The organism is Bosea sp. Tri-49, assembly GCF_003952665.1.
Lineage (GTDB): Bacteria > Pseudomonadota > Alphaproteobacteria > Rhizobiales > Beijerinckiaceae > Allobosea.
In genome coordinates this window covers 1,191,169-1,212,204 of sequence record NZ_CP017946.1, presented here as the reverse complement: position 1 = coordinate 1,212,204, position 21,036 = coordinate 1,191,169, and the positions used below count along the sequence as shown (strand labels likewise).

21 protein-coding genes and 1 pseudogene are annotated in these 21,036 nt (G+C 66.7%); 14 read left to right on the top strand and 8 right to left on the bottom strand.

Annotated elements, in window-relative coordinates; genetic code table 11:
- Positions 1-20: 20 nt before the first annotated feature.
- From BLM15_RS05945 to BLM15_RS05935, 3 genes are read right to left on the bottom strand one after another with little or no spacing between them, the layout of a single operon-like run.
- Positions 21-1,187, bottom strand: coding sequence for a glutathionylspermidine synthase family protein (locus BLM15_RS05945; protein WP_126111272.1), 1,167 nt, complete (start codon positions 1,185-1,187; stop codon positions 21-23).
- Between the two features lie 2 nt (positions 1,188-1,189).
- Positions 1,190-1,822 (bottom strand): DUF1190 domain-containing protein, encoded by a 633-nt coding sequence (locus BLM15_RS05940; protein ID WP_126111270.1) that lies wholly within the window; start codon positions 1,820-1,822, stop codon positions 1,190-1,192.
- A 10-nt stretch (positions 1,823-1,832) separates the two neighbouring features.
- Complete coding sequence (locus BLM15_RS05935; protein WP_126111268.1) at positions 1,833-2,234, bottom strand: DUF350 domain-containing protein; 402 nt, start codon at positions 2,232-2,234, stop codon at positions 1,833-1,835.
- Positions 2,235-2,355: 121 nt separating this feature from the next.
- Here BLM15_RS05935 and BLM15_RS05930 point away from each other — a divergent pair, with 121 nt between their 5' ends.
- Positions 2,356-2,736 (top strand): GFA family protein, encoded by a 381-nt coding sequence (locus tag BLM15_RS05930; RefSeq protein ID WP_126111266.1) that lies wholly within the window; start codon positions 2,356-2,358, stop codon positions 2,734-2,736.
- A gap of 10 nt (positions 2,737-2,746) precedes the next feature.
- On the opposite strand, the gene BLM15_RS05925 is transcribed toward BLM15_RS05930, so the two are convergent.
- From BLM15_RS05925 to tpiA, 3 genes are all read right to left on the bottom strand, one after another.
- Complete coding sequence (locus BLM15_RS05925; protein WP_126111264.1) at positions 2,747-4,375, bottom strand: CTP synthase; 1,629 nt, start codon at positions 4,373-4,375, stop codon at positions 2,747-2,749.
- Positions 4,376-4,502: 127 nt separating this feature from the next.
- Positions 4,503-4,907 carry a preprotein translocase subunit SecG gene (gene secG / locus BLM15_RS05920; RefSeq protein ID WP_126116076.1) on the bottom strand — a complete coding sequence of 135 codons (405 nt, stop codon included), beginning with the start codon at positions 4,905-4,907 and terminating at the stop codon, positions 4,503-4,505.
- Positions 4,908-5,025: 118 nt separating this feature from the next.
- Entirely contained in the window at positions 5,026-5,745 is a 720-nt protein-coding gene (gene tpiA / locus BLM15_RS05915) for a triose-phosphate isomerase (protein WP_442859452.1), read from the bottom strand.
- Positions 5,746-5,936: 191 nt separating this feature from the next.
- Between tpiA and BLM15_RS05910 the strand changes: the two genes are divergently transcribed.
- From BLM15_RS05910 to BLM15_RS05890, 5 genes are all read left to right on the top strand, one after another.
- The gene (locus BLM15_RS05910) at positions 5,937-7,844 is read left to right on the top strand and encodes a SurA N-terminal domain-containing protein (RefSeq protein ID WP_236846582.1); all 1,908 of its coding nucleotides are present in this window, start codon (positions 5,937-5,939) and stop codon (positions 7,842-7,844) included.
- A 10-nt stretch (positions 7,845-7,854) separates the two neighbouring features.
- Positions 7,855-9,369 carry an anthranilate synthase component I gene (trpE, locus tag BLM15_RS05905; RefSeq protein WP_126111260.1) on the top strand — a complete coding sequence of 505 codons (1,515 nt, stop codon included), beginning with the start codon at positions 7,855-7,857 and terminating at the stop codon, positions 9,367-9,369.
- Positions 9,370-9,582: 213 nt separating this feature from the next.
- Positions 9,583-10,557: an ABC transporter substrate-binding protein gene (locus BLM15_RS05900; RefSeq protein WP_164547406.1), complete on the top strand. Its 975-nt coding sequence runs from the start codon at positions 9,583-9,585 to the stop codon at positions 10,555-10,557.
- Between the two features lie 78 nt (positions 10,558-10,635).
- Complete coding sequence (locus BLM15_RS05895; RefSeq protein ID WP_126111258.1) at positions 10,636-11,559, top strand: ABC transporter permease; 924 nt, start codon at positions 10,636-10,638, stop codon at positions 11,557-11,559.
- Positions 11,556-12,350 (top strand): ABC transporter ATP-binding protein, encoded by a 795-nt coding sequence (locus tag BLM15_RS05890; protein ID WP_126111256.1) that lies wholly within the window; start codon positions 11,556-11,558, stop codon positions 12,348-12,350. Before BLM15_RS05895 ends, BLM15_RS05890 begins: the two co-directional genes overlap by 4 nt.
- Before the next feature lie 236 nt (positions 12,351-12,586).
- Here BLM15_RS05890 and BLM15_RS05885 read toward each other — a convergent pair whose 3' ends face one another.
- Positions 12,587-13,501 (bottom strand): LysR family transcriptional regulator, encoded by a 915-nt coding sequence (locus BLM15_RS05885; protein ID WP_126111254.1) that lies wholly within the window; start codon positions 13,499-13,501, stop codon positions 12,587-12,589.
- A gap of 107 nt (positions 13,502-13,608) precedes the next feature.
- Between BLM15_RS05885 and BLM15_RS05880 the strand changes: the two genes are divergently transcribed.
- From BLM15_RS05880 to BLM15_RS05860, 5 genes and pseudogenes are all read left to right on the top strand, one after another.
- Positions 13,609-14,799, top strand: coding sequence for an MFS transporter (locus tag BLM15_RS05880; RefSeq protein WP_126111252.1), 1,191 nt, complete (start codon positions 13,609-13,611; stop codon positions 14,797-14,799).
- Positions 14,800-14,833: 34 nt separating this feature from the next.
- Positions 14,834-15,867: pseudogene (locus BLM15_RS05875) on the top strand (aldo/keto reductase).
- A 222-nt stretch (positions 15,868-16,089) separates the two neighbouring features.
- The gene (locus BLM15_RS05870) at positions 16,090-16,455 is read left to right on the top strand and encodes a YciI family protein (protein WP_126111250.1); all 366 of its coding nucleotides are present in this window, start codon (positions 16,090-16,092) and stop codon (positions 16,453-16,455) included.
- A 2-nt stretch (positions 16,456-16,457) separates the two neighbouring features.
- Entirely contained in the window at positions 16,458-17,720 is a 1,263-nt protein-coding gene (locus BLM15_RS05865; RefSeq protein WP_126111248.1) for an RNA polymerase sigma factor, read from the top strand.
- Between the two features lie 203 nt (positions 17,721-17,923).
- Complete coding sequence (locus BLM15_RS05860; protein ID WP_126111246.1) at positions 17,924-18,706, top strand: DUF899 domain-containing protein; 783 nt, start codon at positions 17,924-17,926, stop codon at positions 18,704-18,706.
- Here the strand turns inward: BLM15_RS05860 and BLM15_RS05855 are convergent.
- On the bottom strand, positions 18,703-19,230 hold the full coding sequence (locus BLM15_RS05855; RefSeq protein ID WP_126111244.1) for a MarR family winged helix-turn-helix transcriptional regulator: 528 nt from the start codon (positions 19,228-19,230) through the stop codon (positions 18,703-18,705). The two genes, BLM15_RS05860 and BLM15_RS05855, sit on opposite strands and share 4 nt — an antisense overlap.
- A gap of 224 nt (positions 19,231-19,454) precedes the next feature.
- Here BLM15_RS05855 and BLM15_RS05850 point away from each other — a divergent pair, with 224 nt between their 5' ends.
- The 3 genes from BLM15_RS05850 (at position 19,455) to BLM15_RS05840 (ending at position 20,987) form a co-directional block, all read left to right on the top strand.
- The gene (locus BLM15_RS05850; RefSeq protein ID WP_126111242.1) at positions 19,455-19,880 is read left to right on the top strand and encodes a VOC family protein; all 426 of its coding nucleotides are present in this window, start codon (positions 19,455-19,457) and stop codon (positions 19,878-19,880) included.
- A 102-nt stretch (positions 19,881-19,982) separates the two neighbouring features.
- Positions 19,983-20,402 carry a DoxX family protein gene (locus BLM15_RS05845; protein ID WP_126111240.1) on the top strand — a complete coding sequence of 140 codons (420 nt, stop codon included), beginning with the start codon at positions 19,983-19,985 and terminating at the stop codon, positions 20,400-20,402.
- A gap of 33 nt (positions 20,403-20,435) precedes the next feature.
- Entirely contained in the window at positions 20,436-20,987 is a 552-nt protein-coding gene (locus BLM15_RS05840; protein ID WP_126111238.1) for an SRPBCC family protein, read from the top strand.
- Positions 20,988-21,036 lie beyond the last annotated feature (49 nt).

Sequence of the window (21,036 nt, the reverse complement as noted above, 5' to 3'; positions counted from 1 at the left end):
CAATCCGTAGGCCGTACGCGCTACGGCTCGATGAAATGCGGCACGAAGCGCGAGGTGTTCTTGGTGATCGGAGTCGTATCCTCACGGATGCCGAGCCCGCAAGGCTGCGAGGCGACGAGCCAGGAGCCGAGCACCGGATAATTGCCGTCGAGATTTGGTAGCGTCGCGGTCGCCTGCACGATGAAGCCCTCGGCGCCGTACGGACCGTCATCGCTGTCTCGGACCGTCCCACCCTCGACCAGCGTCACATTGGCGCCTTCGCGCGAATAGAGCGGCTTGCGGACGTGATTGGCGCCGAGCTCCGAACAGCGCGGATCGCCCTCGAAATGGGCCGGCAGCAGATTGGGATGGCCGGGCGCCATCTCCCAGAGATAGGGCAAGAGCCCCTTGCTCGAGATGAGCGCCTTCCAGGGCGGCTCGACGAACTGACAGCGCGAACCGGCGAGCGCCGAGGCGTACTGCTCCCGGAACAGCCATTCCCAGGGATAGAGCTTGAACAGCATCTCGATCGGCAAACTGGCGCCGTCGCAGAAGCGCCCGTCGGCGAGCAGGCCCATCTCCTCAATGAAGGTGAAGCGGGCGTCGATGCCGGCCTGGCTGGCGCAGTCGATCAGATAGTCGACCGTGCCCTTGTCCTCGAAGCTGCCTTGCACGCAGGTGAAGTGCATGCGCTCTGGCTTAGGCTTACGGAGCTGGCCGAAGGCGGCGATCAGGCGCTCGTGCAGCGAATTGAACTGGTCGCAACCACGCGAGATCAGGCCCTGCGCCATCGCCTGCTCGAGCCAGTCCCATTGCACCACGGCCGCCTCGAACAGCGAGGTCGGCGTATCGGCATTGTACTCCAGCAGCTTGGCCGGCCCCTTGCCGTCATAGGCGAGGTCGAGCCGGCCATAGAGATTGCGGTCGCCACGCTGCCAGCTGTCGCGGATCAGGCCCCATTGCGCCTCGGGAATCGCGAGCCGGCGCAGGATTTCCTCATCCTTGAGGGCGCGCTCGACGAAGGCGAAGCAGAGGCCCTCGATCTCGCTGGTCGGCGCCTCGATATCCTCCTCGATCTCTTTCAGAGAGAAGGCATAGGCGACGCTCTCGTCCCAATACGTCTCGCCGTCGAGCGTGTGATAGGCAAAGCCGAGGCGCTCGACTTCCGCCTCCCAGTCCTTGCGTGGCGCTACGCGAAGCCGCTGCATGATCAGGACGAGGAGGATGAGGAGAAGGAGCGCGAGGTCGAGCCGAAGCCGCCACGCGAGGCGACGCTCGGCGTGCTCGCCATCCCTGTCGAGGAGATATTGCGGGCGACCATCGCCTGGCCCGATGTCGTCGTATAAGCGCGCGAGCGGCTGCTGCTGCTGCCGTAATAGCCTCCGCTCGACGATGAGGATGACGAGGTTCGGGTCGGCTGCTCGCATTCCGGCCGGCCGGAACCGGGCTGGCGCGTACCAGGCGGGCAGGCCGAGCTGGTCGGTGGCAGCAGCGGCTGGGCCGCGCCGCCGCCAGACATGAACTGCCGCGCCAGCATGATGCCGGCGAGCGCCGGGATGAAGACCTGGGCATTGTTCCAGGTCGCGCTCTGGCAGCCGCTGGCGCCGAATTCCTGCTCGCAGGAGGCGCTGGTGGTGAACTTCTTGGCATCGCGCAGATGGTTGGCGGAGGCCTCGTTGAAGCGCTGCTCGCACTGGCTGGCGCTGAGCTGGTTGGCCGCCCGGCACTCGGCGACGTTGTTGTAGACCAGCGAATCGTCGGTCTCTCCGCCGGAGAGCGACCAGTAGGTCGCGACCAGCACCACGCCCGCGGCGGCAAGCCCGATCTGGGTCGAGCGTTTCATCGACGCCTCCTCACTCGGTCATGCTGGCGGCGGCAAGCGTGCCGCTGAGGACGGCGATCACTGCCAGCATCGCGGCCGAGGGGATCCGATCCTCCTCGATCTTGCGCGACAGGTCGGGAATGACGATGCGGGCGAAGCCATAGGCGCCGAACTGGATGACCATGGCGATCACCGCCCAGATCACCAGGTCGGGAACGCTGGCCGCCTGCTCGATCGCCTTTTCGAGCGGCACCGAGAAACCGATCAGATTGCCGCCGAAGGCGATCGCGGCCGAGAGATTGCCGCCCCGGATCAGCGCGATCTCGTCATGAGCGGTCAGCCGCATATAGACCGCGGCGAAACCGGCGATCAGCGCGAAGCCGACGCAGAAATAGAGGAGGAACGCCGGCAACCCGGCCATCGAGATCGTCATGCTGCCGCCCCTTGCATGCCATGATGGTCAAGGCGCTCACTATACGTCAGCGGCGCCGCTGCGCCAGACTGTCGCAACTTGCGTTGCGGACACGCAAATGAACGAGTCACGGAGAGGCTCCATGAAGGAAAGACATGCCAGCTGCTCTTGCGGGTCTCTGAGCCTGATCTGCCGCGGCGAGCCGGCACTCGTCTCGCTCTGCCATTGCCGCGAATGCCAGCGACGGACCGGCAGCACCTATGGCATCGCCGCCTTCTTTCTGCGCTCGGAGGTCGAAATCAGCGGCGATGCGACGGCTTATCGCCGGGAGGCCGACAGCGGCTTCGACGTCACGCAGCACTTCTGCCCGCGCTGCGGCAGCACGGTCTTTTGGGAGCCATTGCGCAAACCGGAGATGATCGCAGTCGCCGTCGGCGCCTTCGCCGACCCGGATTTTCCGGCGCCGGACAAGCAGGTCTATACCCAGCACCGCCACCCTTGGGTCGCGGTACCGGTCGACTAGACTGGAAAGCTCAGACCAGCCGGCTCTGCACCACCGCCGCTTCGATGAAGCTGGCGAACAGCGGATGCGGCTCGAACGGGCGCGACTTCAGCTCCGGATGGTACTGCACGCCGATGAACCAGGGGTGCTCGGAATACTCGACGGTCTCGGGCAGCAGGCCGTCGGGCGAGACGCCGCTGAAGCGCAGGCCCTTGGCCTCGAGCTGCTCGCGGTAGCCCATATTGACCTCATAGCGGTGGCGATGCCGCTCCGAGATTTCTGTCGAACCATAGATTTCGGCGATCTTGGTGTCGGCCGAGAGCTTCGACTGATAGGCACCGAGCCGCATGGTGCCGCCGAGATCGCCGCCGGAGAAGCGCTGCTCTAGGTCGTTGCCGCGCATCCATTCGGTCATCAGGCCGACGACGGGCTGGTCGGTCGGGCCGAACTCGGTCGAATTGGCGTCCTTGATCCCGGCGAGCGAGCGCGCCGCCTCGATCACCGCCATCTGCATGCCGAAGCAGATGCCGAAATAGGGCACCTTGCGCTGCCTTGCGAAGCTCGCCGCCTTGATCTTGCCCTCGGCGCCACGATGGCCGAAGCCGCCTGGCACCAGGATGCCGTGGACATGCTCGAGGAAAGGCGCCGGGTCTTCCTTCTCGAACACTTCCGATTCGATCCAGTCGAGATTGACCTTGACCCGGTTGGCGATGCCGCCATGGGTCAGCGCTTCGATCAGCGACTTATAGGCATCCTTCATCCCGGTGTACTTGCCGACGATGGCGATGGTGACCTCGCCTTCCGGGTTCTTGATCCGCTCGGAGATGCGGCGCCAGTTGCTGATGTCGGGCGCGGCCTTGTCGTCCATGCCGAACGCCGCCAGCACCTCGGTGTCGAGCCCTTCGGCATGGTAGGACAGCGGCACGTCATAGATCGAGGCGACATCGCGCGCCTCGATCACTGCCGTCTCGCGGACATTGCAGAACAGGGCGAGCTTGCGCCGCTCCTCCACCGGTATCTCGCGATCGGTGCGGCAGAGCAGGATGTCGGGCTGGATGCCGATCGAGCGCAGCTCGGCGACTGAATGCTGGGTCGGCTTGGTCTTCAATTCGCCGGCGGTCGGGATATAGGGCAGCAGCGTCAGGTGCACGAAGATGCACTGGCCGCGCGGCAATTGCTGGCCGGTCTGGCGAATGGCCTCCAGGAAGGGCAGGCTCTCGATGTCGCCAACCGTGCCGCCGATCTCGACCAGCACGAAGTCGTAGCCATCATTACCCGAGAGGACGAATTCCTTGATCGCGTTGGTGACGTGCGGGATCACCTGGATGGTGGCGCCGAGATAGTCGCCCCGGCGCTCGCGCGTCAGGATGTCCATGTAGATGCGACCGGTGGTGATGTTGTCGCCCTTGTTGCAGGGCCGGCCGGTGAAGCGCTCGTAATGGCCAAGGTCGAGGTCCGTCTCGGCGCCGTCATCGGTGACGAAGACCTCGCCATGCTGATACGGGCTCATCGTGCCCGGATCGACATTGAGATAGGGGTCGAGCTTGCGCAGGCGGACCGTATGGCCACGCGCCTGCAGGAGAGCAGCCAGAGCAGCCGCCGCCAAGCCTTTGCCGAGCGAGGACACCACGCCGCCGGTGATGAAAACATACCGCGTCATGGGAGGTCACCTTTAACGCTAAGAATTCGATTCGCTAAGCGGCTCGATGCAGGTCGTTCCTGCGCCACACGCTTGTCCACAAAAGAGAAGGGCCGGTTTCCCGGCCCCTGCCCTAGTTCCATCCCGGTCACCGCGTCGGTGTTCCCGGTTGCGGCGGTTGTGATCCGCCTTGGTTCTGCATCTGCCTGAGCTGGTCGAGCACCCCGCCGGCATTGGGGGCCGAAGGTCCGCTCGGAGCAGCCGGCGCGGTCGTGCCGGCCGGCGCCGGGGCGCCATCGATGATCGAGCGCTGGGTCCGGCCCTGCGTCGCCATCACAGCCAGCACCAGCGAGGTGATGAAGAACAGGCCGGCGAGGATCGCCGTGGCGCGGGTCAACGCATTGGCCTGGCCGCGGCCGGTCATGAAGCCGCCGACACCGCCGCCACCGCCGGAGCCCATGCCGAGGCCGCCGCCTTCGGAACGCTGGAGCAGCACGACGCCGACGAGCGCGATCACGATCAGCAAGTGGATGACGATGAGGACGTTCTGCATGGCACTCGAAATGGGTATGGCGCGGGCGCCTGCCAAGATGGCGGCATCCCGCGGAACGGCGCTGGCCATAGCATGGGCTTCCCGCCCATGCCACCTGCGATTTTAATCTCCCCCGAGATCAGGCGCAGGCGCGCGCGATCGAAAGGAAGTCCTCGGCCTTGAGGCTGGCGCCACCGACGAGCGCACCGTCGACATTGGCGACGTTCATGAGTTCGACTGCATTGCTCGGCTTGACCGAGCCGCCATAGAGCAGTCTGACGCCGGCCGCTGTCGCCTTGCCGAGGATGCGTCCGAGCTCGGAGCGGATCGCTTCGTGCATCTCGGCAACGTCCGCCGCCGTCGGCGTCAAGCCGGTGCCGATCGCCCAGACCGGCTCGTAGGCGACGACGAGCGAGGTCGCGGCCGCCCCCTCGGGCACGGAGCCGCGCAGCTGCTTCTTCACCACGGCGAGCGCCTTACCGGTCTCGCGCTCATCCTTGGTCTCGCCGACGCATACGATCGGTGTCAGCCCCGCGGCCAGCGCCGCCTCGGCCTTGGCCTTCACCTGCGCATTGCTCTCGCCATGCAGGGTACGGCGCTCGGAATGACCGACGATCGCATAGCTCGCGCCGGCATCGACCAGCATCGCTGCCGAAACCTCGCCGGTATAGGCGCCGCTCGCATGGGCGCTGCAATCCTGCCCGCCGGTCGCGATGCGCGCGCCGATCAGTGCAGCGCTCAGTGTGAACAGCAGCGTCGCAGGCGGGCAGATGGCGAGGTCGACGGCGCGCCGCAGCTCGGCGTCATGGCCCTTGGCGACCTCGGCGGCGATGGCGAGATCCGCCTTCACCCCGTTCATCTTCCAGTTGCCCGCCACCAGCGGCTTGATCGTTCGCGTCACGGCTGCTCTCCAATTCTTGTCCAGTTGGCTCTAGCAATGCGGTACGCCGATCGCAATCAAGGCGATCCAGAGCGATTGCGGGGAGGCGTTGCTCTTCCTATAAGCGGCGCGCAGCGGCACGGCCGCGAGAGGATTGGGAAGACAAGACCATGATGATGCAGGGCATCCGCAAGGCGGGGCAGAGCCTGATCGGCAAGCTCATCATCGCCGTGATGTTCGGCTTCCTGATCATCTCCTTCGCGATCTGGGGCATCGGCGACATCTTCCGCGGTTATGGTCGCAACGCCGTCGCCGTCGTCGGCAAAACCGAGATCAGCATCGAGCAGCTGCGCACCGCCTATCAGAACGAGGTCCAGCAGCTGACGCGCCAGCAGCGCCGCCAGATCAGCCCCGAGCTGGCGCGGGCGCTGGGCCTCGACCAGCGCGTGCTCTCGCGCCTCGTCACCGACGCGACGCTGGACCAGACCGCCACCAAGCTCGGCCTCGCCGTCTCCGACGAGACCGTCCGCAATATCCTCTTCAACGATCCGAACCTGAAGAACGCCGCCGGCCAGTTCGACCCCAACCGCTTCAACGAATTGCTGCGCGCGATGGGGTTGAACGAGCAGGGCTTCGTGCGCGAGCAGCGCGCCGCCACAATGCGCCAGGAGCTCGCCGAGATGGTGGTTGGCGCGGTCACGGCCCCGGGCGCGCTGCAGGAGCTCGGCCATCGCCTGCGCCACGAGAAGCGCGAAATCGCCTACGTCACCTTGCCGGACAGTGCGGCCGGCGAGATTCCCGCTCCGACCGAGGACGCGCTGCGCAAGTATTTCGACGAGCGCAAGGCCGCCTTCCGCGCCCCTGAATACCGCACCGCCAATGTGCTCGTCCTGACGGCCGCCAACCTCGCCGACCCCGCCAAGGTCAGCGATGCCGATGCCCGTGCCCGCTACGAGCAGATCAAGGCGCAGCGCTTCGGCTCGGCCGAGCGCCGCATCGTCCAGCAGATCGGCTTCCCGTCCATCGAGGAGGCGAGGGCTGCCAAGGCGAAGATCGATGCCGGCGAGACCTTCGAGGCGGTTGGCGCCAGCCGCAACATCGCCGCGGCCGACCTGACGCTCGGCACCTTCACGCGCGAGGGCCTGTTCGACCCGGCCGTACGCGACGCAGCTTTCGCGCTGGCGCAGGGCGCGGTCAGCGAGCCCGTTCAGGGCGGTTTCGGCATCGTGCTGCTGCGCGTCCCGACGATCGAGCCGGCACGTCTGAAGAGCTTCGAGGAGGTCGCCGACGAGGTCCGCCGCGACGTCGCCACCTCGCGCGCTGCCGAGCAGATGACCGAGCTGCACGACAAGATCGAGGACCAGCGCGCTTCGGCGAAGCCGCTGGCCGAGATCGCCAAGGAATTCGGCCTGGCGCTGCGCTCCTTCGGCCCGGCCAATTCCAGCCTCGGCAAGGCCGACGGCACGCAGGAGACCGCCCTCCCCGGCGGCGACGCGACGCAGCAGGCGATCTTCCGCTCCGATATCGGCGTCGACAACGAGGCGACCCGCTTGCCGAACAATGGCGGCTATGTCTGGTTCGATCTCAGCAAGATCGACCCGCCGCGCGAGCGCAGCTTCGACGAGGTCAAGGCCGAGGTCGAAAAGCAATGGCGCGCCGATGAGGTCGCCACACGGCTCTCGGCCAGGGCGCGCGAGATCGTGCAGAAGCTGGACGCCGGCGAAAAGCTCGATGCGATCGCCTTCGCTCAAGGGTTCGCATTCGAGGAAGCGACGCTCGGCCGCCAGGACCAGAGCGACGCGCTGCCGCGCAACGTCGTCTCGCTGGTCTTCGGCACCCCTGCCGGCAAGGCCAGCTCGGCCGCGGTCGAGAATGCCGGCCGGGTCGTCTTTCAGGTCAAGGCGGCGACGGTCACTCCTTACGTCCGCACCGCCGAGGAAGCCGAGAACTTCGTGCGCCTGCTCTCGTCGAGCATCAGCGAGGACATCCTCGCGCAATATGTCGGCAAGCTGCAGAATGATCTCGGCGTTCAGGTCAACCAGGCGGCGCTACGCAACGCCACCGGCGGCCAGAACTGAAGCCGGTCGCATGGATCCGGCCGCCGATTTCGCCCGCTTCGCCACCGCCTATGCGGCCGGCGAGCCGCAATTGCTGACCCTGTCGCTGGTCGGCGATTGCGAGACGCCGGTCGCCGCCTTCCTCAAGCTGCGCCAGGCCCATCACGGCCCCGCCTTCCTGCTCGAATCGGTCGAGGGCGGCGCCGTGCGCGGCCGCTACTCGATGATCGGGCTCGACCCTGACCTGATCTGGCGCTGCCATCGCGGTGAGGCCTCGCTTTGCCACCCGGCGCAAAGTGCGGATTTCATCCCCGATCCGCGTCCCGCCTTCGATTCCCTGCGCGCCTTGCTCGCCGAGAGCGCGATCCCCGATCGCGACGGCCTGCCACCGATGGCCGCGGGTGTCTTCGGCTATCTCGGCTACGACATGGTGCGCCTAATGGAGCGCTTGCCGCAGCCGAAGGAGACCGGGCCGGACGTGCCCGACGCCATCCTGACGCGGCCGACGCTGATGGTGGTGTTCGATTCGATCCGCGACGAGATCACGGTGGTCACACCAGTCCGGCCCCAGGCCGGCGTGTCGGCTCGCATCGCCCATGAGCGGGCACAGGAGCGGCTCGACGCGGTGGTGCGGGCCCTCGAAGGGCCCCTGCCCGCCGAGGCCGGCATCGATATCGCCGCGATCCCGCATCCTGAATCCGTCTCGAACACCAGCGAGGCCGAATTCCACGCCATGGTCGCGACGGCGCAGGAATATGTCCGCGCCGGTGACATCTTCCAGGTCGTGCTGTCGCAGCGCTTCGAGGCGCCGTTCGAGTTGCCGCCCTTTGCGCTCTACCGGGCGCTGAGGCGGGTCAATCCGGCGCCCTTCCTCTGCTATCTCGATTTTGAGCGCTTCCAGATCGTCTGCTCGAGCCCCGAGATCCTAGTTCGCTTGCGCGACGGCAAGGTCACGATCCGGCCGATCGCCGGTACGCGGCCGCGCGGCGCGACGCCGGCCGCTGACGAAGCCCTCGCCGACGAATTGCTGGCCGATCCAAAGGAGCGGGCCGAGCATCTGATGCTGCTCGATCTTGGCCGCAACGATGTCGGCCGGGTCGCCGAGATCGGCAGCGTCGGCGTCACTGATTCCTTCTTCATCGAGCGCTACAGCCAGGTGATGCACATCGTCTCGAACGTCGAGGGGCGCATCTCCGGCGAGCACGACGCATTGTCGGCGCTTGCTGCCGGCTTCCCGGCCGGCACGGTCTCCGGCGCGCCGAAGGTGCGCGCCATGGAGATCATCGACGAGCTCGAAAAGGACGGGCGCGGCGCCTATGGCGGCTGCATCGGCTATTTCGGCGCCAATGGCGAGATGGATACCTGCATCGTCCTGCGCACCGCGGTCGTCCAGGATGGCCGCATGCAGGTCCAGGCCGGCGCCGGCATCGTCTACGATTCGAACCCGGCCTCCGAACAGCTCGAATGCATCAACAAGGCGAAAGCCCTGTTCAAGGCCGCCGAGGAGGCCGTGCGCTTTGCCGCGCGCAGCCGGCGAGGACAGTGATCCGGCCCCTCTCGTTCGCATGCGCGCTTCCCGCAGACGCATGTCAGCTCACTTGCGTGGCGTGTTTTTGCCCGCGCATATTGCCGGTAATCGAGGGTGCCGCTCCCTAGCCTCAAGGTTGCGAGAACGGCCCGCTCACTAATCTCAAGGGCCCTGCCAACCGCTGCAGATTGCGCGGGGTGGACCGGCCCGACAACAAATGGAGAGGAAACCATGCGTTTGCGCGCAACCATGATCGGCAGCGGTCTCGCTCTGGCGCTTCTGGCCGGAACGGTCGCAGTCGCGCAGCAGGCCCAGAAGGTGACGGTGGCCGTCACCGCCATCGTCGAGCACCCGGCGCTCGATGCCGCCCGCGACGGCGTCAAGAAGGCGCTGGAGGATGCCGGCTACAAGGACGGCGCCAACCTGACCTTCCGCTATGAATCGGCGCAGGGCTCGCCGGCGACGGCGGCGCAGATCGCCCAGAAGTTCGCGGGCGAGAACCCGACCGTGATCGTCGCGATTGCGACCCCATCCGCCCAGGCGATGGTCACGGCGACGCAGACGATTCCGGTGGTGTTCACCGCCGTGACCGACCCGGTCGCAGCCCAGATCGTCAAGGATCGGCAGGCGCCGGGCGGCAACATCACTGGCATTTCCGACTTCTCGCCGCTGGAGGCGCAGTTCGACCTGATCAAGGAGCTGGTCCCGACGGCCAAGCGGATCGGCGTCGTCTACAATCCGGGCGAGGCCAACAGCGTTGCCCTCCTCAACGCGGTCAAGGCGCTGGCGCCCGCCCGCAGCCTGCAGATCGTCGAGGCCTCGGCCGGCCGCACCGCCGATGTCTCGGCCGCCGCGCAGAGCCTGGTCGGCAAGGTCGACGCGATCTACCTGCCGACCGACAACACCATCATCTCGGCGCTCGGCACGGTTCTGAACGTCGGCGCCGACAACAAGCTGCCGGTCTTCACCGGCGACACCGAGTCGGTCCAGAAGGGCTCGGTCGCCTCGATCGGCTTCGACTATTTCCAGGTCGGCGTCGAGACGGGTGCCGTGGTCGTGCGTGTCCTCAAGGGCGAGAAGCCCGGCGCCATCCCGGTCAAGAATGCCAGCGGCAGCAACCTGGTCATCAACACCAAGGCCGCCGCCGCCATGGGCGTGACCATTCCGCCGGCCGTGCAGGCGCGCGCCAAGCAGGTGATCAACTGACGTGAAGCGGCGGCGCAACCCGCCGCCGCTCGCGGCCGCCTCACTCGTCGTTTCAGAATAGAACAAGCAGGGCGACCGATGAGTCTCATCGCCACCCTGGGCGCCATCGAGATCGGACTGGTGTTCGCTCTCGTGGCGCTCGGCGTCTACATCACCTTCCGCGTCCTCGACTTCCCCGACCTGACGGTCGACGGCACCTTGCCGCTCGGCGCCGCCGTCGCGGCGGCGATGATCGCGGGCGGCGTCAATCCCATCTTCGCCACGCTGGCGGCAATCGTCGCCGGCTGCCTTGCCGGCACCGTCACCGCCTGGCTCAACATCCGCTTTGCGATCCTGCACCTGCTCGCCGGCATCCTGACGATGACGGCGCTGTTCTCGATCAATCTGCGGGTGATGGGCGTGCCCAACATTCCGCTGATGAACCGGCCGACGGTGATCGATTTCTTCACCTGGCTGAACCCGCTCATCGCGGCGATGGGGCTGCCCGCCCGCCCGACCCTGCGCGTGCTCGCGCTGCTGATCATCGTCACTGTGATCGCCGCCCTGCTCGCCCGCTTCCTGAAGACCGAGTTCGGGCTCGCCATGCGCGCCACCGGCGCCAATCCGCGCATGGCGCGGGCGCAGGGCATCCGCACCGACATGTACATCTATGTCGGCGTCGCCCTCTCCAACGGCCTCGTCGCCCTGGCCGGCGCGCTGTTTGCGCAGACCGCCGGCTTCGCCGATGTCAGCATCGGCACCGGTACCATCATCGCCGGCCTTGCCGCCGTCATCCTCGGCGAGACGATTTTCCGCACGAAGTCGATCGTCGTCGCGGTCTTCTCCTGCCTGATCGGCGCTATCGCCTACCGGCTCGCCATCGCGCTCGCGCTGAATGCCGGCTGGCTCGGCCTGCGCGCCTCCGACCTCAACCTCGTCACGGCGGTGCTGGTCGGCATCGCCCTGATGCTGCCTGGTGTCGCCAATCCGCTGCGCAGCCTGTTCAAGCGGAGCGCGCCATGATCAGCGTCCGGGACGTCCATGTCACCTTCGGGCGCGGCACACCGCTGGAGAACCGGGCGCTGCGCGGGCTCGATCTGACCGTAGCGGATGGCGAGTTCATCACCGTCATCGGCTCGAACGGCGCCGGCAAGTCGACATTGCTCAACGTCCTCAGCGGCGATGCCCGGGCCGAGCGTGGCACGGTCGAGGTCGACGGCATCGATGTGACGCGCTGGCCGACGCCGAAGCGCGCCAGCCTGATCGCGCGCGTCTTCCAGGACCCGATGGCCGGCACCTGCGAGCGCCTGACCATCGAGGAGAACATGGCGCTGGCCCAGGCGCGCGGCCGCGCCCGCGGCCTCGGCGCAGCGCTCGACCGCTCGCGGCGCGCCTTGTTTCGCGACAAGCTGGCCGTGCTCGGACTCGGCCTGGAGAACCGCCTCGGCGATTCGATGGGGCTGCTGTCGGGCGGGCAACGGCAGGCGGTCAGCCTGCTCATGTCAACATTGGCGGGAACCAAAACCCTGCTGCTCGACGAGCACACCGCCGCGCTCGATCCGCGCACCGCAGCCTTCGTGCTCGACCTGACCCGGCGCATCGTCGAGGAGCAGAAGCTGACCGCCCTGATGGTCACCCATTCGATGCGCGACGCGCTCGACCATGGCAGCCGCACCGTGATGCTGCACGAGGGCAAAGTCGTCTTCGACATCGCCGGCGAGCGCCGCAAAGCGATGGACGTGCCTGACCTCTTACGCCTGTTCAAGCAGGTGCGCGGCGAGGAGCTCTCGGACGACAGCCTGCTGCTGAGCTGAGGGCTCAACCGTCATTCCGGGGCGGCGCGAAGCGGCGAGCCCGGAATGCATGGCCGCGACATCGCTCCACCTCGTCATGCTCGCCCTTGTGGCGAGCATCCACGTCTTGGACACCGCATAAGATCAGTGATGCAAAGACGTGGATGGTCGGGACAAGCCCGACCATGACGGAAGGGCAGTGTTCATGGATTCCGGGCTCAGGCCTTCGGCCTGCCCCAGAATGACGGGAGGTGCTTTCAAGCCCGAATCTTCACATTCCGCGCCAGAAAATCGATAAACGCCCGCATCCGCGCCGGCACGAAGCCGCCCTGCCCGAGATAGACGGCGTGGATGACCTCGATGTCGCCGGCGTTGAAGTCCTCCAGCACCGTGACGAGCCGCCCTGCGGCGACCTCGGCCTGGGTATGAAAGCGCCCCAGCCGCGCAAGGCCAACGCCGGCTACGGCGAGCTGGCGCGCGATCTCGCCATCGCCGACCTGGGTATTGCCGACCGCGGCGACCGAGATCAGCGCACCATCGACCCGAAACGGCCAGCCCTCGACAGAGCGGGCGAAGTTGAAGCCGATCAGGTTGTGCTGCGCCAACTCGGCCGGCGTCTTCGGTTCGCGATGGCGGGCGAGATAGTCGGGCGAGGCGACGACGGCGACGCCGCTCTCGCCGATCTTGCGTGCCATCAGCTGGTTGCCGCGCAGAGGCCCCGGCGCGACCCGGATCGCGATGTCGGCCCGCTCCTCGATCAGATCGACGACCTGGTCGGTGAAGACGAGATCGATCGAGAGCTCGGGATGCTCGGCGAGGAAGGCCGGCAGTAGCGGCAGCAGAATTTGGTTGCCGAAAGCGACATTGGCGTTGACCCGCACCCGTCCCCGCGGCGCCCGGCCCGCAGCCGCTTCGCATTCCGCCTCGGCGATATCCGAGAGGATGGTGACGCAGCGCTGGTGGAAGGCCTGGCCCTCGGCGGTCAGTTGCAGCTTGCGCGTCGAGCGGTTGATCAGCCGCGCGCCCAGCCTGCCTTCCAGCCTTGTGACGAGCTTGCTGACCGCCGACGGCGTCATGCCGAAGAGCTTGGCCGCGGCGGAAAAGCCGCCGCGCTCGACCACAGCCGCGAACACTTCCATCTCGCCGGAGCGGTTGCTGAGCAGGGCTGCCATGGTGAACTCAAGTCACAAGTGATGTTACGGGCGGCATCCTAGTTCAAACCACCGCATTGCACCATCTGGCTGGGACCCGTTTCCTTGCGCAGTGCGCGGAGCCTCCCATGCCCATTGCCGTCTATGCCCTCACCGCCGGTGCCTTCGGCATCGGCACCACCGAGTTCGTCATCATGGGCCTGTTGCTGCAGGTTGCCGCCGATCTGCAGGTCTCGGTCGCGATGACCGGCCTGCTGATCTCCGGCTACGCGCTGGGCGTCTTCGTCGGCGCGCCCATCCTGACCCTCGCTACCCGCACACTGCCGCGAAAGCAGGTGCTGATCCTGCTGATGGCGATCTTCACCCTCGGCAACATCGCCTGTGCGCTCGCTCCAAGTTACGGCCTGCTGATGGCGGCGCGCATCATCACCTCGCTGGCGCACGGCACCTTCTTCGGCGTCGGCTCAGTCGTCGCGACCAGCCTCGTTCCCGAGGACAAGAAGGCTTCGGCCATCGCCGTGATGTTCACCGGCCTCACCATCGCGACCCTGCTCGGCGTGCCTGCCGGCGCCTGGCTCGGCCTAAACTTCGGCTGGCGCGCCACCTTCTGGACCATTGCCGTGATTGGCGTCGCCGCCATGCTGGTGCTCGCTCGTCTCGTCCCGGCCGACAAGGGCAAGGTAGAGGTCGCGCCGCTTCGCCAGGAGCTCGCGACCCTGGCCGACCCGCAGGTCCTGCTCGGCCTCGCCATGACCGTGCTCGGCTTCGGCGGCGTCTTCGCGGTCTTCACCTATATCCAGCCGATCCTGGTCGAGATCACCGGCTTCTCGCAGGAAGCGGTCTCACCGATCCTGCTGCTCTTCGGCCTCGGCCTGATCGTCGGCAACATGCTCGGCGGCAAGTTCGCCGACCGCAACCTGCCGGTCGCCCTGCTCGCGACCACGGCGACGCTCGCCATCGTGCTCTTCGCGATGACGGCGGCGTTGCGCTCGCCCGTCGCCGTGACGATCTTCGTCGGCCTGATCGGTGCCGCCGCCTTCGCCACTGTCGCGCCCTTGCAGATGCGCGTGCTCGACAAGGCCGGGACCGCCGGACGCAACCTTGCCTCCAGCCTCAATATCGCCGCCTTCAACCTCGGCAATGCCTTCGGCGCCTGGCTCGGCGGCGTCACCATCGACCACGGGCCAGGCCTGTCCGCCGTGACCTGGGTCGCCGCCTTGGTGCCGCTGGCGAGCCTGGTTCTGGCAGTGATCAGCCTGCGCCTCGACAAACGCCCGCAGACGGCGCTGCAGACAGCACCTGCGTCCTGCCCGCAGTGAATGACGTCAAAGACTTAGAACAAGGAACTCCACCATGGACTACAGATATCTCGGCCGCTCCGGCCTCAAGGTTCCCGCCCTCAGTTTCGGCGCCGGCACCTTCGGCGGCCAGGGCCCACTCTTCAGCAACTGGGGCACCAGCGACGCCAAGGAAGCGACCCGCCTCATCGACATCTGCCTGGAGGCCGGGCTCAACCTGTTCGACACCGCCGATGTCTACTCGAACGGCGCCTCCGAGGAGATCCTCGGCGCCGCGATCAAGGGCCGGCGCGACAAGGTGCTGATCTCGACCAAGCTGACTCTGCCAATGGGCGACGGCCCGAACGACGCCGGCTCCTCGCGCAGCCGGCTGATCGATGGCACGGAAGCGGCGCTGCGCCGACTCGGCAGCGACCATATCGACCTGCTCCAGCTCCATGCTTTCGACGCCTTCACGCCGATCGAAGAGGTGCTCTCGACGCTCGACGCGCTGGTCCGCGCCGGCAAGATTCGCCAGGTCGGCGTCTCCAATTTCGCCGGCTGGCAATTGATGAAATCGCTGGCGCTGGCCGAGAAGCACGGCTTCCCGCGCTATGTCGCCCATCAGGTCTATTATTCGCTGGTCGGCCGCGACTACGAGTTCGACCTGATGCCGCTCGGCCTCGACCAGGGCGTCGGCGCGCTCGTCTGGAGCCCGCTCGGCTGGGGCCGCCTCACCGGCAAGATCCGCCGTGGCCAGCCGCTGCCCGAAGGCAGCCGCCTGCACCAGACCGCCGATTTCGGCCCGCCGGTCGACGACGAAAAGCTCTATGCCATCGTCGATGTGCTCGACGAACTCGCCAAGGAGACCGGCAGAACCGTGCCGCAGATCGCGATCAACTGGCTGCTGCAGCGCCCGACCGTCGCCTCGGTGATCATCGGCGCCCGCAACGAGCAGCAATTGCGCGACAATCTCGGCGCCATCGGCTGGTCCCTGACATCGGAGCAGATCGCCCGGCTCGACAAGGCGAGCGCCACGGTTCCGCCCTACCCGGCCTTCCCTATCATCGCCAGGAGGGCTTTGCCCGGCTCAATCCGCCGGTCGTTTAGCCCCTTCTTCTCCCACATCGTCATCCCGGACGCAGCGAAGCGGAGATCCGGGGTCCATTCCGGAGCCTTCGCAGGAGAGGCTCAGGCATGGATCCCGGGTCTCCCTTCGGTCGCCCGGGATGACTTGGTTTAGGGAATATCGAGGCAGCTTGATTTTTTTGCTCCGCGATTGTCGGCTGCCGGCCCGGCCGAACGTCCTTGGCCTGAACCGGAGCGCCGCGCATGCACTACGCCATCCTTTGCTATCATTCCGAAGAGGTCGTCATGGCCTGGTCGAAGGAGCAGAACGAGGAGGTGATGGGCCGCCTCGAAAAGATCCGCCAGCGCATCGCCAAGGAAGGCAAGCTCGGCCCGGTCGCACGGCTGCTGCCGACCACGGCGGCGACGACCCTGCGCAAGGATCGCGATCCGCCGCTGATCATCGACGGCCCCTTCGCCGAGACCAAGGAGCAGTTCCTCGGCTTCTACATCGTCGACGTCGCCGATCTCGACGAGGCGCTCGGCATCGCGCGCGAGCTCGGCGAAGCCAACCCTGGCGGCGCCTTCGAGGTCCGTCCGCTCGCCGTCTACTATCCGGCCGGAGTCTGATGATGGCCGAGATCGCCTGGATCCATGCGGCGCTGACCTCGGCGCGCCCTCAGGCGATCAGCGCCCTGCTGCGCTATTTCCGCGATCTCGACATCGCCGAGGAGGCCTATCAGGAGGCCTGCCTCCGGGCGCTTCGGACCTGGCCGCAGAACGGGCCGCCACGCGATCCGGCCGCGTGGCTGATCTTCGTCGGCCGCAATGTCGCGCTCGATCAGGTCAGGCGGCAGAAGAAGCAGGAAGCCCTGCCCGATGAGGACAGGCTCTCCGATCTCGGCGATGCCGAGAGCGAGGTCGCCGAGCGGCTCGACGGCGGCCATTACCGCGACGACATCCTGCGCCTGCTGTTCATCTGCTGCCATCCCGATTTGCCGGCGACGCAGCAGGTCGCGCTCGCCTTGCGCATCGTCTCGGGCCTCACCGTCAAGCAGATCGCCCGCGCCTTCCTCGTCGGCGAGAGCGCAATGGAGCAGCGCATCACCCGCGCCAAGGGCCGGGTCGCCGCTGCCAACGTGCCCTTCGAGACGCCCGGCCCGGTCGAGCGCGCCGAGCGCCTCGCGGCGGTGGCGGCGATGCTCTACCTCGTGTTCAACGAGGGCTATTCGGCCAGCGGCGCGGAGAGCGACCGCCGCCGCCCCTTCAGCGAGGAGGCGATCCGGCTGATGCGGCTGCTGCTGCGGCTGTTCCCGACCGAACCGGAGATCATGGGGCTGCTGGCGCTGATGCTGCTGCAGCACGCCCGCACCGCGGCACGGCTCGACGCGAGTGGTCAGATCATCCTGCTCGAAGAACAGGACCGCTCGCTTTGGGACCGCGAGATGATCGCCGAGGGTCTGGCGTTGGTCGACAAGGCGATGCGCCACCGCCGGCCCGGCCCTTACCAGATCCAGGCGGCGATCGCCGGCGTCCACAGTCGCGCGGCGCAGGCAGACCAGACCGACTGGGCCCAGATCGACATCCTCTACGCCACGCTGGAGCATATCCAGCCCTCGCCGGTGATCACGCTCAACCGCGCCGTCGCGATCGCCAAGCTGCGCGGGGCTGAAGCTGCGCTCGCGATGGTCGAACCATTGGAGCAGGCGCTCTCGGGTTATTTCTACTTCTTCGGCTTCAAGGGCTGGCTGCTGATGCAGCTCGGCCGCGACCGCGAGGCGCGGACGACCTTCGACCGCGCCATCGCGCTGGCGGGCTCGGCCAGCGAAGCGGCCCATATCCGCCAGCATATCGACCGGCTGATGCGCGAGAGAGGACAGGTCGCAACCGGCTGAAGCCGACGACGGATCGCCGCTGAAAACTTTTCTGAGCGCGGTGTCGGCACCGCACCCGCTCGTTCGTCCTTGCTCCAAAGGGGCGACGAGCGGATGGCATCGGCCAGATCTGGCCAGAGCCGAAAGCTCGTCGATGACAACAGCTTGCTTCAGAATCCTGATTCTCAGGATCGAAAGCGGCCATTGCAGCGAGGAGACCGACCATGTCGCAGATCACCGTCAGCAAGGAAGACTGGATCGCCGCCCGCAAGGCCCTGCTCGTCAAGGAGAAGGAGCTGACGCGACGGCGCGATGCGATCGCCGCCGAGCGGCGCGCCTTGCCGCGCATCCGGATCGAGAAGGCTTACGTCTTCGATACGCCGATGGGAAAGCAGACGCTCTCCGAGCTCTTCCGCGGCCGCAGCCAGCTCATCGTCAAGCATTTCATGCTCGCGCCCGGCCAGATCGAGGGCTGCGTCGGCTGCTCCTTCGAGGCCGACCATGTCGACGGCGTGCTGAGGCATCTCGAACGCCACGACGTCGCCTATGTCGCAGTGGCGCGCGCGCCGCTCGCCGAGATCGAGGCCTATAAGAACCGCATGGGCTGGCGCTTCCACTGGGTCTCGTCCCAGGGCAGCGACTTCAACTACGATTTCGACGTCTCCTTCACCCCGGAGCAGCTCGCCAACAACGACGTCTTCTACAATTTCGAGACGATCGCCGCGCCGCTGGAGGACCTTTCCGGCTTCACCGTCCTCGAGAAGGATGGCGACGGAGCAATCTACCAGACCTATTCGACCTTCGGCCGTGGCGCCGAAGAGGTGCTCGGCACCTACATGTTCCTCGATATGACACCGAAGGGCCGCAACGAGACCGGCCCGGCCGGCAATCTGACCGACTGGGTCCGCCCGCACGACCGCTACGACACCCCCGGCAAGACCGACATGACCGGGCGCTGGCGCGAGGAAGCAGCAACGGCCTGCTGCCACGCACCGGCCGCGAGCTAGCTCGCACCGGCGCCTTCGCCCTCCAGGCTGAGCGCGAGCTTGCGTAGCAGCACCGCCAACTCCTCCTGCTCGCGCGCGCTCAAGCCCGCGAGCAGGCGCTTCTCCAACGCCATATCCTCACGAAACGCCGCTTCGGCCTTGGCGCGGCCGGCCTCGGTCAGTTCGACCAGCAGGCTGCGCTTGTCTTCTTCGGCCTCGCGTCGCCGGATCAGCTCAGCCGCCTCCAGTCGGTTGAGGCGGGCCGTCAGCCCGCCCGAGGAGATCATTAGCGTGCGGTAGAGCTCGGTCGGCGTCAGTCGCCACGGGGCGCCGGACCGTCGCAGCGTCGAAATCACGTCGAACTCGCCGGCATCGAGACCATGGCGGGCGAAAACCGCCTCGATCCCCGGCCGCAGCCGCAGCGTGATCCGGCGCGCCCGGCCGATCACCGCCATGGGCGAGGTATCCAGCTCCGGCAACTCGCTCCGCCATTGCCCACGCAACCGGTCGATATGGTCGCCACCCTGCCCTGCATCATCGCTCATCCCGGCCTCCGCTGATCAAGTCGCGGGCATCATGAAGATATCTTGACATCAAGACAATATCGGATTTATCTTGCCATCAAGATAAATACCGGACCGGCGGCGCGAAAATAATTTCACTCGCCTTGTCGGAATGCCCGGACCGCCAACGTCCTCGTCGCAGATCACCGGATACGCCGGCCCGAATCTCAGACGAAACCCTGCCAACCCGACCTCGGAGTTCGACAATGTCCCAGCCTGCAGAAGCCATTCAGACGCGCGCCGAGCCCGAAACCCGCGGCGGCGTCGTCGCCTATCTCAGCGTCGAAGGCGCTGTGAAGGCCTCGGAATTCTACCAGAAGGCGTTCGGCGCGCAGGAAGTGGCGCGCATGCCGGTCGACGAGAAGGGCCGGACCATGCACATCCACCTCTATGTCAATGGCGGCTCGCTGATGCTGAGCGACCCCTATCCCGAGCACGGCTATGGCTGGGAGAAGCCGCAGGGCTTCACCCTGACCCTGCGCGTCGATGACATCGACTTCTGGTGGAAGCGCGGCGTCGAGGCCGGCATGGAGGTCGTCACCCCGGTCGACCTGATGTTCTGGGGCGACCGCTACGGCCAGTACCGCGATCCGTTCGGCATGCTCTGGGCCCTGGTCTCGGCCGCCAAGTAAGCATCGACGCCGGGCAGCCGGCGCCATTCACATCGTCATGCATCCCCATCCGGCTGCCCTCGCAGCCGGACCGGCGGAGCCTTGCACCCAGCGGAGCATTCCATGCTGTCCGACACCCTGAACACCAAAACGCCGGCCGGACAGCTCTGGATCGGGCGCATCATGAGCGGCCTCGTCGTCGCCTTCCTGGTCTTCGATGGCGGCATCAAGCTCGCGCCGCTCGCCATCGTCACCGAGACCATGCAGCAGCTCGGCTATTCCGGCTCGCAGGAGTTGGCGCGTGGGCTCGGTGTGATGACGCTGGGCATCGCCCTGCTCTATGCCCTGCCGCGCACGTCGGTGCTCGGCGCGATCCTGCTGACCGGCCTGCTCGGCGGCGCGATGGCAACGCATCTGCGCGTCGGCAGCCCGCTCTTCAGCCATCTCCTCTTCGGCCTCTATCTCGGCCTTCTGGCCTGGGGCGGTCTTTATCTGCGCGATCCGCGGCTGCGCCGCCTGATCCCCGTCCGTCTAGACGCCTGAGCCTCAAACCCATCCCACACATAGGAGAGTGCCATGCTTACCTATCTCGCCATCGCCATGCTCGCCCTTGTCGCCGGCCTCCTCATTGTCGCCGCACGCAAGCCCGATCTTTTCCAGGTCAGCCGTTCCGCGACGATCCGGGCGACGCCCGAGCGCGTCTTCGCTTTGCTCGCGGACTTCCAGGAATGGGGTGTCTGGTCACCCTATGAGAAGAAGGATCCGGCGATGAAGCGCAGCTTCAAGGGCGCGACCTCCGGCGTCGGCGCCGTCTACGCCTTCGACGGCAACAAGCAGGCCGGCACCGGCGAACTCGCCATCGTCGAGGTCCAGGCGCCGGTGAAGCTCGCTGTCACCCTCGACATGACCAAGCCCATGGCCTGCCACAACCTGATCACCTTCACCCTCGCCCCCGCTGAAGGCGGCACGCTGGTGACCTGGCACATGCAGGGCGCCTGCCCGTTCATGGGTAAGGTCATGGGCACGATCTTCAACATGGACCGCATGGTTGGCGGCGATTTCGAGAAGGGCCTCGCCGCCCTCAAGCAGGCAACGGAACGGCCGCAACTGGTTGCTGCCGCGGCCTGACCACGGCGCATTCGACTGTCCACCCAGAGAAGCAAAGCCAAGGAGGAAG